Raw genomic sequence first — 15,117 nt, forward strand, 5'->3', positions numbered from 1 at the left:
AAGAATCTCGTGTAATAAAGCAATACCCCTGCTATTTCACGAGGCTTTCACCTATTAATGATATTTCTATTTTGAAACAAGACGCGAGGTCGTGTCAATACCATACGGACACGCTCGTGAAAAATATTGGTTATGAAAAACTTACTTACACTTATTATATTCCTTCTTCTCGGTCTTTTCTGTCGTGCAGACGAGAAAGGAAGCGTCAAAAAAACGACAGACGCGAATGTCAACGGACACATTATCCATAAAGAAACGGGCGAACACCTGCCGTTCCTCACGATATTACTGAAAGGTACGAACATCGGAACCGCTACCGACGAGAGCGGACACTATTTCATGAAAAACCTCCCCTTGGGAAAATACACCCTGCGCGTGCAAGGAGTAGGCTATAAAACCGTAGAAAAAGAAATCGAGATCGTGAAAGGCAAAACGCAAGAGATCAATTTCGTCATCGAGGATGACGTCGTGATGCTTGAAGGAGCCGTGGTCACCGCCAACCGGAACGAAACCGACCGCCGGGAAGCCCCCGTTATCGTCAATGTCCTGTCACCCAAAATATTCGAAAACACCAACTCGGTATGCCTGTCGCAAGGATTGAATTTCCAACCGGGACTACGAGTGGAAAACAACTGCCAGAACTGCGGTTTCCAACAAGTACGTATCAACGGGCTGGACGGGCCTTACTCTCAAATACTGATTGACAGTCGTCCCATGTGCAGTTCCCTTGCCGGAGTTTACGGTCTGGAACAAATCCCCGCTAACATGATCGACCGGGTAGAAGTTCTTCGGGGTGGCGGCTCGGCATTGTTCGGAGCCAACGCTATCGCCGGGACAATCAACATCATCACCAAAGAACCGTTACACAACTATTTTCAAGTAGGACATACCCTCTCCGCTATCGACGGCGAGAGTTTCGACAACGTGACCTCTTTCAACGGGGCTATCGTCAACGAGCAACGGAATGCCGGAATCCACCTGTTCGGGATGGTGCGCGACCGCCAGCCTTATGACCATGACGGTGACGGGTTCTCCGAGCTAGGGGAGATCAACAGTACCACGCTGGGCTTCCGTACCTATTACAAGCCCACGCATTTCAGCAAGTTATCCATGGAGTACCACCATATCAAAGAATTTCGCCGGGGAGGTGACAACCTTCACCGTCCCCCTCACGAGGCTGACGTGGCAGAGCAAGCAGACCACAACATACACGGCGGCGGGCTGAACTACACCCTTTCATCCAAGGATTACAAACACCGTTTTAACGCCTACACCTCGTTACAAAACATCGCACGGGAATCCTATTACGGTGCCGGTCGCGACACGAACGCCTACGGGCAGACTAAGGACTTTACCGTCGTGGGCGGAGCACAATATTCCTATGACTTCGACAAATTCCTGTTCATGCCCTCCATGTTGACCGCCGGGGTTGAATTCTCGCACAATAAACTGAATGACAAAATGCTCGGCTACAACCGGGAAATCAATCAGGAAGTAAACGTATATAGCGTCTACCTGCAAAATGAATGGAAAACGGCACGTTTCAGCTTCTTGCTGGGCGGGCGTCTGGATAAAAACAGTCATGTAGACGATCCCATATTCAGCCCCCGGTTGAATATCCGCTACAACCCTATCACCGATCTCAGTTTCCGGGCAAGTTACTCGGAAGGATTCCGGGCTCCACAGACCTACGACGAAGACCTGCACGTGGCAGCCGTGGGCGGAGAAGTAACTCTTATTCAAGTCGCGGAAGACCTGAAAACAGAAAAATCACGCAGTTACAGCGCGTCCGTTGATTACTACACCACGCTGGGAGCCGTGCAAATCAATCTGCTCGTGGAAGGCTTCTACACCCGCTTGAAAAATCCTTTCGTGCTGGAAGAGGTCGACACCGGTGATGAAGAAAATAAAATACTGGAACGCCGCAACGGTTCGGATGCCAAAGTAAAAGGAATCAACATAGAGGGAAGAATTGCCCCGCATAAATCCACTCAACTACAATTCGGCGCGACTTTCCAAAGCAGTAAATACGCCGCTCCCGTGGCATGGAGCAATGACCCCGATGTTGCCCCCTGCCGGAAGCTGCTCCGCTCCCCGGATCAATACGGGTATGTCACGCTGAACTTACTCCCGTTCAAGAACTTCTCCACCGCCCTATCGGGAACCTACACGGGTCCCATGTACGTGGGACACTTCGCCGGTTACATCGAGAAAGACGTGCTGAAGAAAACCAAGTCCTTCTTCGACGGTACCGTAAAACTGGCTTATGACATCAAAATCGGTAGCGGCTACACGGTACAAATCAACGGTGGCGTGCAAAACGTGTTCAACAGCTACCAGAATGACTTCGACAAAGGTGAGTTCCGTGATTCCGGTTACATCTACGGTCCCGGTCTTCCGAGAACCTATTTTGCTGGAATCAAATTCGGTATATTCTAACAAGAAACATCAAGATTACCTTCCTTAAATATCCCGTGGAGTCCGTTCTGAACTCCGCGGGATTCTCATTTTATACCAAAAGGTATAATACCGTTTAGTAGAAAATATTTTATACCAAAAGGTATAAAATATTTTTACCAATAATTGGAAATATCTCGAATAAATCATACATTTGTTGAAAACAAAGAAGATATGGATTCACCTTTTCAATACGGGAAATTAGCCATGGGCGCAACCTTCGTGAATAGAGTTCACGAAAAACAAATACTCAAAAATAACTTGTACTCGGGTATTAACACGATGTTGATTTCTCCTCGTCGTTGGGGCAAATCATCACTCGTCAAAGAAGCCATGCATGAACTCATGGCAGAGCGCCACGATGTAAAAGTATGCTTTTTAGACGTATTCACGATAAGAAGCGAGGCGGAATTTTACCAGACTTTCGCACAAGCTGTAATTAAAGCCACCAGTAATAATTGGGAAACTTGGATTACCCATACGAAAGAATTCTTGAAAGCTCTTTCTCCCCAAATTACCATCGGGACAGATCCGATGACCGATTTTTCAATAGGTTTTGAAATTCATCAAATTAAAGAAAATGAACATGAACTTTTGAATTTACCGGAGAAAATTGCCGTTGCAAAAGGAATGAAAATTATTGTTTGCATAGACGAATTTCAAAATCTGGCAGGATTAAAAGACTATGAACATTTGGAAGGCAAAATGCGTAGCACATGGCAGCACCACCAGCATGTCAGCTATTGCCTTTACGGGAGTAAACGCCACATGATGATAGAGATATTTAACTCATCCTCAAAACCTTTTTACAGGTTCGGACAAATCATGTTTCTGGGAAAAATAGACAAGCAGGAATGGGTGTCATTTATCGTCAGCGCCTTCAAACACACGGGCAAAAACATCACGGAAGAACTCGCGGGAATTATCGTGGAGAAAGTAAGTTCTCACTCGTGGTATGTACAACAATTATCTCATTTTGTCTGGAGCATTACAAAAGAAACGGTAACACTTGAAATCATAAACAAAGCTTTCCAACAAATCGTAGATACCAATCTTCCCCTATACGTTGCAGAATGCGAAGCCTTATCTATTTCACAGCTCAATATCCTGATCGCTATCGCGAATAATGAACAAACGCTTACAGGGGCAAAGGTTATGACTAAATACAAACTGGGAACGCCACAGAACGTGACGAAAAATAAAGTGATACTGCAACAAAAAGATATTCTGGATAATACACCTCAAGGCTTTCTCTTTCTTGATCCTGTTTTCGAATATTGGTTCAAGAAGGAATACATTAAATAAAAAAGACTGACCGGACGGTCAGTCTTCATTTCCCTTAGAGTTTTATTACTTGAATCAGATGTCTTTAATTAACTTCTCCGACAACATCTTCGCTGCTCACCAGTTTGCGTTCGTTATTGCTCTGGTTCAGTCCGCTGTCTGCTTCTTCCTCATTACTGCCGGAAAGCGTGTAAGTTCCGCTATCTTCACGGGTAACAGTTTCGATTGAACCATTCTTGTATTCTGTCCAGAGTAATTTAACAGGTACGGATTGTTTTCCTTCCGGCACGATAGAAGTCAGGTCGAAAGATACCATTCCACGACTCCACACGTGATTTGCACGATCCCCGTCCTTAGGAGCTTCCCCGTAAGCATTATGGCGTAAAGTCACGTATACCGTGTCATTATGCGCCACCACATCATCTTCTACCAGATTGATAAAATGCTTGGTTGAAGAACCGGATTTCACGGGTATTCTGAACTCCACGTTCAGATACTTACCACCGAACCATGCTTCGGACACGTTAATCGGATCGTTACCGATACTATCCTGTCGCACTTCCTCGTTTTCCTTGATGAAAGAAAGTTTCACCGGATCCTTTGTCAACACGTCGGTAATACGATACAAACGAATATAATAATTCATTCTACCTTCCAACCCGGTTTCATCTCTCTCGCTCCCCAGAATCGAGTAGTTGGCGAATACCCGCAATCCTTCCTCGGCATCCGAAGAATTTATCCCGTATCCCTCGGTCACGATCAAACGACTTCCGTCATCCCGACGGATAGCATACTTGGAACGAGTACCGTTATCTATCTTCTCGAGGTTACCGTAACTGATCCACGAACTTCCACCTCCCACGTAATAATACTCGTCATCGTCATCACACGCCGCGAATACGGCAATAAATAATGACAACATTAATGCAATTTTCCATGTTCTCTTTTTCATAGCTGTTTTTTTAACGTTTATATATTAGATGCCAACAAAGCTCATCCGTTGCGTCAAACGCTTGAATTATTGTATTTTTTAATTTTCGTTTGTCTAAATTTATTATTTTCGAGGACAAACAAAAAGAACTATATTTGTGATGAATTTTTGAAACCATGAAATATATATTCATCATATACACGAGCATTTTGTTCATCTTTTTGCCCATCCACGGCTTCACGCAAGAAACAGGAACACCGGGAAAAGGAGAAGGCATACTCCAATTTCTGAAACGCTTCGAACGCACGAAGCCGGAACATTACACGCAATTCATGGAACTCAACAAGAGTAAGCTGGACAAAAATAACGGCCTGCGGTTAGGCGTGAAATACACTTTACCGCCGATGAACCGGGAAGGTAATGAACCTTTATTCGGGGAGAAACTGGCGAAATACACGATAGAGTCCGACGAACTCAAGGGGGCCTGCTTTTATCTGGTTTCCGGTCATGGCGGTCCCGATCCCGGGGCTATCGGGGTGTTACAGGGACACCAACTGCACGAGGACGAATACGCTTACGACATCATGCTCCGGTTGGCACGCACCTTGATGTCGAAAGGAGCCAAAGTTCACATCATCATCCAAGACGCCGCGGACGGTATCCGGGACGATAAATTCCTTGCCACCGGCGATAGGGAAACCTGCATGGGCGATCCCATCCCTTTGAATCAAGTACAACGCCTCAAACAACGTTGTGACAAAATCAACACGCTATTCCGCAAAGACAAGGAAGCCTATCGACGGGCTATCTTTATCCACCTTGACAGCCGGAGCGAGAGCAAACAGATTGACGTTTTCTTTTACCATTACGAGGGTAGCGCCAAGGGCAAACATCTCGCCAACACGCTACAAGACGTGTTTAACAAGAAATACGACAAACATCAACCTAACAGGGGATTCTCCGGAACGGTAAACACCCGTGACCTATACGTCATTAAACAAACGCTCCCCGTGGCCGTTTTCCTAGAATTGGGTAACATCCAAAACAGCCGTGACCAACAACGTTTCCTGCTAAACGACAACCGCCAAGCTTTAGCTAATTGGATTTGCGAAGGCTTGACACAGGACTTCCGCCACTATTCAAAATAAGGCAGAAAGACGCTCCAAACAGAGTGAAGAATTATTTTTCTTTCACCATTAATCCCAACGCCTTACCCCATTTGGTAGCGATAGATATCGAGCCGTCTTTCGGCAACATTTTTCTCAACCCGACAAGACATTTATCCAAGTAACGATACGATTCTTTGAACGTGTTGCTCCAACCCGCCTGTACCAGAATATCTTTTGTCACGTAGCAATTCTTGTTCTCGCACAACACTTTCATCACCTTCATTTCCAACGGACTAAATAATATCACTTCCCCGTCCACGACAAGTTCACGGTTCACAAGGTCAAGATACACCCCGTCGCTAATATCTATCGTTTTCTCGCTACGCTCACGAAATCCGATTTGTCTTAAAGCGGCTTCTATACGAGCTTTAAATTCAGCTTCATCCATATCCTTGCGGATATAATCATTTGCCCCGCTCTTAAATCCGGCTACCGCGGCGGATGAACTGCCAATACTACTGATAAACAAAATAGGAATGACAGAATCATCTTTCCGAATCACTCTAGCGACCTCCAAACCTGTCATTTTCGGCATCATCACGTCGAGCAACGCCAAGTCCGGTTTCTTCTGACGATAAACCTCAAGCGCATCCTCCCCGTCGGTAACGTGGTAAACCGTGTGCCCATTCTTTTTCAAGTAAGTTATGAAATCCTCGTAATACTCCGCCGAATCCTCAGCGTACAAAATCTTAGCCATTTTCCCGTTTGTAAAATATTAATCGTTTTCGTCTGTTACCAAAGGCACCATGACCGTGAACGTGGTTCCGACGCCCTCGGTACTGTCCACCCGAATCACACCGCCATGAGCCTCTATTACCTGTTTCACGTAACTCAACCCGATTCCGAAACCGTGTACATCGGCAGAACGACCGCGAGCAACCCTGAAATAACGCTCGAAAATCTTCTCCCTCAGTTTCTCCGGAATACCAAATCCGTGGTCTTTTACCGATATAATCAGCATATTCCCCTCGTCCTTGCACGATATCTCGACTTTCGGCGAACCACCCGAATACTTGATAGCGTTCTCGATCAAGTTACTGATGGCGTTCGGAAAGTGAATCGGATCGGCTTCAATCACGTTCCTACTCAATTGATAATCCACTTTGATCGAAACATTTCTTTTCTCGAACACGGAATTGAACTGTCGAACAAGTTCATCAATTGAATCCTGCAAAGATAACTTTTCCCACGTAACCTTGAACCCTTGTTTCCATGCATTTAATAATTTAAACACGAAATTATTCAAATGCAGCACTCTATCAAACCCTCCATTCAATGCTTCCAATTGCCTTTCATTCAAATTATCAACCCCCTCCTGTTTTAGCGCAAGGAGCTTTTTCTTAATTATCGACAGCGGGAACTTCAATTCATGCACCATACTGCTCATAAATTCCTCTCGGACTTTTGCCACGTTTCGTTGGAAAGAAATTGTCTTCACTTGATAAATAGAGCATATAACCAAGAATATCATTATAAGAAATGAACTAATAAGAATACTTGTCATCTGGGCAAAAAATGTTTTATAGGGCGTATCAAAATAAACTATCAAACCATGATGACTTTTTATTCCTAATTCAATAATGTTAGAAACAATACGTTTATTTACCCTTGAAGCACCATTTTCTGTTGTAGCGACAATCTGTCCTCCACTCATATCAACTAATTCAAGAATATAATTATCTGTAATTCCATTACGTTCAAAATAAACATGACAAATACTATCCAACATTATTATATTTTCAGCAGATTGCTGATTAATAAAATCATAACAAACCTTTCTAAGAACTCCCAAATAACCACTCTCTTTATCAAAATTAACAACAGTTGTATCTCCTCCATAAACAAAGGTTACCAACTCTTGATTTAAATCAAAACTAACTCGAGGATAGTTCTGTCGTATTGTTTTATTTCGTACTAAATGTTCCTCGAATCCTGTTTCTACCGCCATTGCCAAAACATTGTTGACAGTATTCAAATACTCTGTTTTCTTATATTCAATTACTCGATTTAACCAAAATCCTTGCAAAATCAATAAGCAAGCTATAGCAAATATCGAAACGCCCCACGCTATATGGATTCTTTTATTCATAAACATTAAATTTTATAAGACCATCAAAAACACTGAAATTCTTACCTTATTATATATGTTTCCCTCGCACTGCAATTTTAAGAATAAATTAAGAAAAATAGGAACAAATGAGGAACAATTTATCTCAAATTTTCCCTATATTTTTGTAACACATCAAAACGCTCAATATAATGAAAAAAATTATTATTAGTATATTGTTTGTATCAGTAGTCCTCGGACTAACATTAGTGAATGTTACTCTAAGGAATGATGCCACGAATATAGATATAAAATTAAAAAATATCGAGGCATTTGGAGAAAATGAAGGTGGGGATGAAAACCCATGCATTGTTATAGGGTCACTTTGTATGTATTACGATAAAGATCAAAATCCTGTATTTTACCCGGGACTTGCCCTCGATGTAAAATAACATGAACATGAAAAAGGCATTATTTATACTATTAGCCGTTGCTTTCGCCTACAGTTGTTCTGATGAAGTTCGGCCTGTACCGAAAGAGCAGAATCCTTTGTTTAGCATGAGTCGTGCTGTCTCACTAGACAGGTTGGATACAAAAATCAATCTACAAAAGCTGGGCATTATAAACCCGACAAAAGTAATCAAGAAAGATTCTATACTTATCGTGCTTGACCGGGAAGGGTTGAACAAGATTTCCATATACAAACAAGACGGAACATTGTTGGGAAATTACCTCCCGACAGGTTTAGGCGGCAACCAAGGTTTGTATATCTTAACGATGCATCTTGACGAGAAAGGAATCTTATCAGCCTATGACTTCGGGAACAACCGAATGGTCGAGTTCGACATGAATCAACTGGGACAAGCCGGATTCGGTCCTACCTTTACCCCCGTGCCCACGGACAAGAAACACTTGTGCGCTGCCAAATGGGGTTCCACAATCGTGGCAACGGGTATGTTCGACCAGCGTTACGCTTTACTGGAAAACGGGCAAGAAAATTTCTTCCTTCCCTACCCGAATTACCGGAACGCCGACAATTCCCAGAAAAGCATCTTATTTGCAAGTAATATCATAAAGATAAAACCTGATGGAACGAAATTTGTCTGTGCGAATATGCAAAGCGGTATCATAGATTTATGCTCTCTCATACCTTGCAACACCATCACTCGCATCACCGAGCAAAATCTCTATTCTCCAAAAGCCACGGTCAAGAGTACCAGGAGAAAGCCCGTCGCGTATTCCACAGACAATCTCTTCGGGTTTGTTGATATTGAAGTATCTGATGAATACATATTTGCCCTCTATTCCGGGAGAAGTTACAATAAATACAAAGAGAAGATAGGCTATGGTGAACGGATTGTAGTGTTCGACTGGGAGGGCAATCACGTTCACACCTATTTACTAGGGAATCCGTTCACCTCTATTTCCTTTTGTAAAGAAGAAAACGCCATTTATGGCTTGACAAACCATCCGAATTCAGTGTTGATTAAATATGCATTGGATTAATTTCCGTGTGAGAGTTTTGTACCTTGGGATGTTCATCCTCCTCGGGGGATGCCATTCCAAGGATTACAAAGCCCGAAAAGTAATTGAAGAATGGTACGGGAAAACAATCACGTTTCCCACCTCCCCGGCGGCTAAAATCCTCGGGAGAGACACGACCGTCACGCTCACGGAACTATTGGATAAAGAATACAGCGTTCTTACTTTTTTTGATTCTACCGGGTGCACGGAATGTAACATGAAATTACATGACTGGCACTTACGCGTGAAAGATATAGTCGGACAACAAGATAAAGTGAATTTTATCTTTATCGTCCACGCCAAGAATTTCGAGGCCGTATCGGCATTTGCCGTGAAGAACAAATTCAATCACTTGATATTTTACGACACGGACAATGCCCTGTGGAAGGCGAATCCGAACCTGCCGCACGACCCCGAATTTCAAACATTCCTACTCGACCGGGAACAAAAGGTCGTGTTAATCGGTAGCCCGGCGAGAAACAACTCGCTGTGGAAACTGTACAAACAACAAATTAGTGTAAAGAATTAAATGACACAATGGATTAACAACACCGTGAATTTCCTGTCCTTCATGGGCTTCCTTCTATTAATCGCCACGATGCTGGTGATCGATTCGGAAAGCATGAACGGGATTGTTGTTGCCAAACGTTTTTGGTTCTACACTTTCATGTGTATAACCGGAGTCATTTCTATCATTCTGGCTTTTTACAGGAAATCGACCACGAGTGTCGATGAAATCAAAACTATCATAATAGGGATTTTGACTGTAGTGATTATTGGCATATCCCGTAACTCCAATCAGGAAATGATGAACGCGGAAGTATTTCTGTTAATAGTCATTTCCTATTTTTTCTTCGATATCTATTTTTCTTACAATAAAAAATCGATCAAGACATTTCAATTCGTTCTGATCGCGCTCGCTTTATTTGAAGTCATTTGGGGATACTGCCAATTATACGCTTATATCCCGGAAATGCAAACAAAATTTCAATTATCCGGGTCCTTCGACACCCGATACGCTTATGCCGTATACTTGGCCTCGATTACCCCGATTGCGCTTTACTGGACAATCACACTATATCAAAGATTAAGTGCCAAATTCTCGACACCGTCTTATACCGAGCAAGCAAAGCCGGAAATCATTGACGAGATCATGTTGTTCGTGCTATCAGCCCTCTCCTTGTTGGGCATACTATCTATCATGCCTTTTACAGGGGAAGCCATCGCGTGGCTCACCGCGGCGTGCGGATGCAGTGTTGTTCTGTATTTCAAATTCAACATGCACGCTTTCATCAAACGCTTACAGACACAAAAACAAAGAATAACCCTCTTGATCTGCGTGCTGCTTATCAGCACCGGTATCGTGGGCGGCTACTACAAATTCCGGAAAGATCCAGTGGACGAAAACCTTCTGGCGTGGAAAATATCCATGAACGTGCTGACGGAAAACCCGTTATTCGGCATTGGTATCGGGAACTTCCAAAAAGCATACGGGGATGCCCAGTCTTACTATTTCGAACACGGCAACCGGACAGAAAGAGAACTGGCATTAGCCAACACGCCGTGTTACCCGGTCAGTGACATTGTCCGTATCACAGCGGAAACCGGATTGCTGGGATTATTACTTATCCTCGGGTTTGTCGCCACGATTCTTATAAAAAGTATCCGAAGTTTAAAACGATACCCGGAGAAGTTAGCTACCCTAGGTGCATTAATTTCGCTCTCTATGGCAGGACTGATGTCCTCCCCTATCAGATCATTACCGTTAGCCATCATCCTGATGCTCTTGCTCGCCTTGTGCGCCCCCCGGGAAGCCCGTCAAGAAAAAGCCGGACTGAGTTTCAAAGTAATTTATCTCGCGTTGGCAGGCTTGGTGCTTTTCACCGCCTTCCCCGAAATGAGAAAATACAACTCCTATCGCACATGGGCAGAAGGAAAACTATATTACAACATGAAGATATACGCGACGGCGGTTAATATATACGCCCCGCTGGCAAAGAATCTAAGACATCCCGGATTTCTTATCGAATACGGGCAAGCACTCTCCCAAACAGGCCGATACGAAGACAGCATCGCTGTTCTCCGAGAAGTATTACAATCTGTATCCACCCCGGTAATATACAACATCATCGGGAAAAACTATCAGGCCATGGGAGAGTACAAGCTCGCCGAACAGAACTTCCGGAAGGCCCATTACATGACGCCTAGCCTCGTGTATCCCAATTATTTGCTGGCAAATCTTTACCACGAAATGGGATTACATGACAAGACCTTGCAATGCGCCCGACAAGTAATCACTCAAAAACCAAAAAAGGAATCAAAAGAAACACAAGAAATGAAAGCACAAATGGAATCGCTCATCAAGAGTATCCATTAAAAGAGCCATCCTCGGACCGTTCTGGTCCATTTCACACCATAGTACATCTAAATCCATCACTTTGGGGAGACATTCTAAGTCTCCCTTTCTTTTTTGTACCCATAAATCCGTATATTCGCGACATTCTAAATCAATGACACAAACCATGAAATATATATTATCGTTCCTTTTCACCACGATTCTCGGCATCACGCTCCTCTCCGCACAGGATTACCCGAAGCGCGAATTTCGCGGGGCATGGATACAAACCGTGTTCCAGAGTGAATACGCCAAAATGTCGCCGGATGAGATGAAAGTTGACTTTATCCGCAAGCTGAATTACCTGCAAGAATGCGGAATCAACGCCATTGTCTTTCAAGTACGACCGGAAGCCGACGCGTGGTATCACTCCGAGATTGAACCGTGGAGTCGTTTCTGCACCGGCAAACAAGGTGTAGCGCCGGAGCCGTTCTTCGACCCGATGGCATTTCTCATCAAAGAGTGCCACCGACGGAACATGGAATTTCACGCTTGGCTGAATCCCTTCCGGGCATGCACGTCGGGCACTGCCGCGTTAGCGGACACGCACGTTTATCACGAGCATCCCGAATGGTTCGTCACTTACAACAAGCAATTACTTTTCGATCCCGGTATCCCCGCCTGTCGGAAATACATCTGCCGAGTGGTAGAAGATATCGTGAGCCGATACGACGTGGACGCCATCCACATGGACGACTATTTCTACCCCTACCCCGTGAACGGAATGCCTTTTCCCGACGATAACAGCTTTCGCGTTTACGGGTTGAAGAAAGGATACTCCGAGGACGAACGGGACAACTGGCGACGGGAAAACGTGAATCAATTAATCCGAGAGTTGAAACGCACGATCGTGAAAACAAAGGCGTGGGTACGCTTCGGCATCAGTCCTTTCGGGATATATCGCAACAAACAAAACACGCCGGACGGTAGCGGAAGCAATACCAACGGGTTGCAAAACTATGACAACCTGTACGCAGACGTGACGCTATGGGTCAAGAAAAAATGGATTGACTACAATATCCCCCAAGTGTACTGGGAAATCGGACACCCGGCAGCGGACTACATCACCCTTGCCAAATGGTGGGACAAAAACGCCCACGATATCCACCTTTACTTGGGACAAGACGTGGCACGCACCATGAAAGCCGGTGACCTGACCACCAAAATGGAAACCGCCCGTTCCCTACGCCACGTGAAAGGCAATTGCTTCTGGCCTGCCAACGAGATATTATGGAATAACGAGGGCATCGCCGATAGCCTCCGTGAACATTACCACCACTACCCGGCATTGCTTCCCGCCTACACGCACATGTACAACGGACGACCAAAGAAAATCGCCAAACCCCGTGCCAAACGCACGGACAAAGGCTACACCGTGAAATGGTTCTCCGTCGGCGACCGTGAAGATCCCCGCAATCCCCAGTATTTCGTGATCTACCGCTTCGCCCCGAAAGAAAGCATCAACCTCAACGATCCTTCCAAAATAGCCGCCATCACGCACTACACGGAATGCTACCTACCGCTTCCCCGAACAAAATACCGTTACGTGATCACCGCCGTCGACCGCTTCCACAACGAGTCAAAAGGGAAAAAGATAAAACTTAAATAATTTTCACATGAAAAACATTATAGATAAGTAGCTGTAAGATATATCAATCTTATCAAAATCTACATTGGTCCCATGATAAAGTATCATTGCAATTGCCCTCCATTTTTGCGACATAAAACAATCAGATCATCCACCGCATCATCTATAGACTGAAGATGCTCCGTTTCGTAGAACTCATCCAAAAAATGAATTCCTTTGAAATGATACAAATACAAAAACGCACTTTTAACCGAAAGCTGAAAGCGTTTGGCAAAAGCACGAATGCAAGCATTCATATAAGGTATTTTATATTTATCATTCATCGTGGATAGATATTAAATAATTTGATACACACAAAAATACAAAAAGTACAGTTCAACCGGACATTTGAACCGTACTTTTTTCTAATTCAGCAACAAATATACTCCCCAAGCAGAGCATATTGAAAAATTCGCAAGCATGCACAATTCCGAGAAGCAATTTATAATTTAACTACTTGCATGCTTGCGACATACAATCCATCACGCACTCATTTCAGCACATCTGCCAATTTCACCGTAATCTCCTCCGTACTCATCTTACCGATAATTTTCCCATCGGGACCAATCAGATACTTCGTGGGGAGAACGTGTACATTGTAAATATCCGACAGATCATTCGACTTGTCATAACTGTTACCTATTCTTTTCAGACCACGCAACAAATGATAGAACATGCCAATACCATCCTTTTTAATGGCTTCATGCCATAAATCGATAGTAGTATCATTATCTGCTATACAAACGATCTCCAATCCTTTCGCGTGATACTTGTTCCACAGCTCAATCAGATGCGGGTTGCCGGCACGACAAGGTACACACCACGAAGCCCAAAAGTCCAAAATAACATACTTACCCCGTAAATCACTCAAACGGAAAGACTTACCATTAATATCCGTGGCTGCAATCTCCGGTGCCAACATCCCCGGACGCAATCGCCTCATAACCTCAAGTTCTTTCCTCACCTCTGCCGTCATCGGACTTTCTCGCACATGAGGAGTCAAAAAATTAAACACCTCTTCCAACTCCTCCAATGACATAATACCCGTCAGCATCCTTAAATTACTCCCCACCGCTTCGACATCATTGTTCTCCCGAATCAGTTGCAATTGACGCTTGTACACGGCAGTACGGAAACGATCCATCAATTCCGCACTTTCCTCTTTCAACTTCTCGTAAGCATTTTGATCCGTTTGCTGCAATTGTTGCAATTGCTCAAATACACGAGCACATTCCTGAAACTCGGGTTGCTTCATAAGCTCCTCGTGAGCATACGAGATTTGCCGAAATACATCTTGATTACGGCTCCCCACGATCTTTGGATCACTGAAATAACGAGCCCCGTATTGATCAACCGCATCATCCCAATCCAACGTCACCTCGATACGGCCATTTTCAGCAATAAACCCGAAAGCTGCAGGAGATTTTCCCTCGGGAATAAGCTGAATAACTACCCCCTCCGGATGATCAAGCTTACCGCTAAAAGCGAAGACGCCCTCTTTCATTTGCACCGTATCATACACGGGAACAGCCTGTTCTCCACTCGTTTTATTCAATATTGCGATTCCGTTTCCTACATGCTCGACAGTTCCCTTTATCACGTAACCGTCCGTGTGGACTTGACAAGCCCCTAACGCAAGCACAAGTCCCACGAAAAATAATATCCTTTTCATTTTACCTCGTT

At 44.2% G+C, this 15,117-nt stretch carries 13 protein-coding genes; 8 read left to right on the forward strand and 5 right to left on the reverse strand.

The window, feature by feature from the left end; genetic code table 11:
- Positions 1–132: 132 nt before the first annotated feature.
- Together ACK8P8_RS15270 and ACK8P8_RS15275 are read left to right on the forward strand one after the other, a co-directional pair.
- Positions 133–2,439: a TonB-dependent receptor gene (locus tag ACK8P8_RS15270; RefSeq protein WP_186977819.1), complete on the forward strand. Its 2,307-nt coding sequence runs from the start codon at positions 133–135 to the stop codon at positions 2,437–2,439.
- Positions 2,440–2,631: 192 nt separating this feature from the next.
- Positions 2,632–3,762, forward strand: a complete 1,131-nt coding sequence (locus ACK8P8_RS15275) for an AAA family ATPase (RefSeq protein WP_227215397.1) — start codon at positions 2,632–2,634, stop codon at positions 3,760–3,762.
- 64 nt (positions 3,763–3,826) lie between these two features.
- Here the strand turns inward: ACK8P8_RS15275 and ACK8P8_RS15280 are convergent, their stop codons facing one another.
- Positions 3,827–4,693, reverse strand: coding sequence for a NigD1/NigD2 family lipoprotein (locus ACK8P8_RS15280; RefSeq protein WP_227215398.1), 867 nt, complete (start codon positions 4,691–4,693; stop codon positions 3,827–3,829).
- A 155-nt stretch (positions 4,694–4,848) separates the two neighbouring features.
- Between ACK8P8_RS15280 and ACK8P8_RS15285 the strand changes: the two genes are divergently transcribed.
- Positions 4,849–5,820 (forward strand): N-acetylmuramoyl-L-alanine amidase family protein, encoded by a 972-nt coding sequence (locus ACK8P8_RS15285; protein ID WP_099290136.1) that lies wholly within the window; start codon positions 4,849–4,851, stop codon positions 5,818–5,820.
- 31 nt (positions 5,821–5,851) lie between these two features.
- Here ACK8P8_RS15285 and ACK8P8_RS15290 read toward each other — a convergent pair whose 3' ends face one another.
- The gene (locus ACK8P8_RS15290) at positions 5,852–6,538 is read right to left on the reverse strand and encodes a response regulator transcription factor (RefSeq protein ID WP_186977829.1); all 687 of its coding nucleotides are present in this window, start codon (positions 6,536–6,538) and stop codon (positions 5,852–5,854) included.
- Positions 6,539–6,556: 18 nt separating this feature from the next.
- Positions 6,557–7,930 (reverse strand): sensor histidine kinase, encoded by a 1,374-nt coding sequence (locus ACK8P8_RS15295; protein WP_227215400.1) that lies wholly within the window; start codon positions 7,928–7,930, stop codon positions 6,557–6,559.
- Positions 7,931–8,100: 170 nt separating this feature from the next.
- Here ACK8P8_RS15295 and ACK8P8_RS15300 point away from each other — a divergent pair, with 170 nt between their 5' ends.
- The 5 genes from ACK8P8_RS15300 to ACK8P8_RS15320 all read left to right on the forward strand — a co-directional run bounded on the left by ACK8P8_RS15300 (position 8,101) and on the right by ACK8P8_RS15320 (position 13,416).
- Positions 8,101–8,340 (forward strand): hypothetical protein, encoded by a 240-nt coding sequence (locus tag ACK8P8_RS15300; RefSeq protein ID WP_227215401.1) that lies wholly within the window; start codon positions 8,101–8,103, stop codon positions 8,338–8,340.
- Between the two features lie 7 nt (positions 8,341–8,347).
- Positions 8,348–9,394 carry a BF3164 family lipoprotein gene (locus ACK8P8_RS15305; protein ID WP_369860797.1) on the forward strand — a complete coding sequence of 349 codons (1,047 nt, stop codon included), beginning with the start codon at positions 8,348–8,350 and terminating at the stop codon, positions 9,392–9,394.
- Positions 9,381–9,941: a peroxiredoxin family protein gene (locus tag ACK8P8_RS15310; RefSeq protein WP_186977835.1), complete on the forward strand. Its 561-nt coding sequence runs from the start codon at positions 9,381–9,383 to the stop codon at positions 9,939–9,941. The genes ACK8P8_RS15305 and ACK8P8_RS15310 overlap by 14 nt, the downstream gene beginning before the upstream one ends.
- The gene (locus tag ACK8P8_RS15315; RefSeq protein WP_369860798.1) at positions 9,942–11,789 is read left to right on the forward strand and encodes a hypothetical protein; all 1,848 of its coding nucleotides are present in this window, start codon (positions 9,942–9,944) and stop codon (positions 11,787–11,789) included.
- A gap of 145 nt (positions 11,790–11,934) precedes the next feature.
- Positions 11,935–13,416, forward strand: a complete 1,482-nt coding sequence (locus ACK8P8_RS15320; protein WP_369860799.1) for a glycoside hydrolase family 10-like protein — start codon at positions 11,935–11,937, stop codon at positions 13,414–13,416.
- Between the two features lie 83 nt (positions 13,417–13,499).
- Here ACK8P8_RS15320 and ACK8P8_RS15325 read toward each other — a convergent pair whose 3' ends face one another.
- Both ACK8P8_RS15325 and ACK8P8_RS15330 read right to left on the reverse strand, forming a co-directional pair.
- Positions 13,500–13,718: a DUF3791 domain-containing protein gene (locus tag ACK8P8_RS15325; protein WP_099290126.1), complete on the reverse strand. Its 219-nt coding sequence runs from the start codon at positions 13,716–13,718 to the stop codon at positions 13,500–13,502.
- Between the two features lie 206 nt (positions 13,719–13,924).
- On the reverse strand, positions 13,925–15,106 hold the full coding sequence (locus ACK8P8_RS15330) for a redoxin domain-containing protein (protein WP_369860800.1): 1,182 nt from the start codon (positions 15,104–15,106) through the stop codon (positions 13,925–13,927).
- Between the last annotated feature and the right edge of the window lie 11 nt (positions 15,107–15,117).

Origin of the sequence: Butyricimonas muris (assembly GCF_046365375.1) — a bacterium.
Classification (GTDB): Bacteria; Bacteroidota; Bacteroidia; order Bacteroidales; family Marinifilaceae; genus Butyricimonas; species Butyricimonas muris.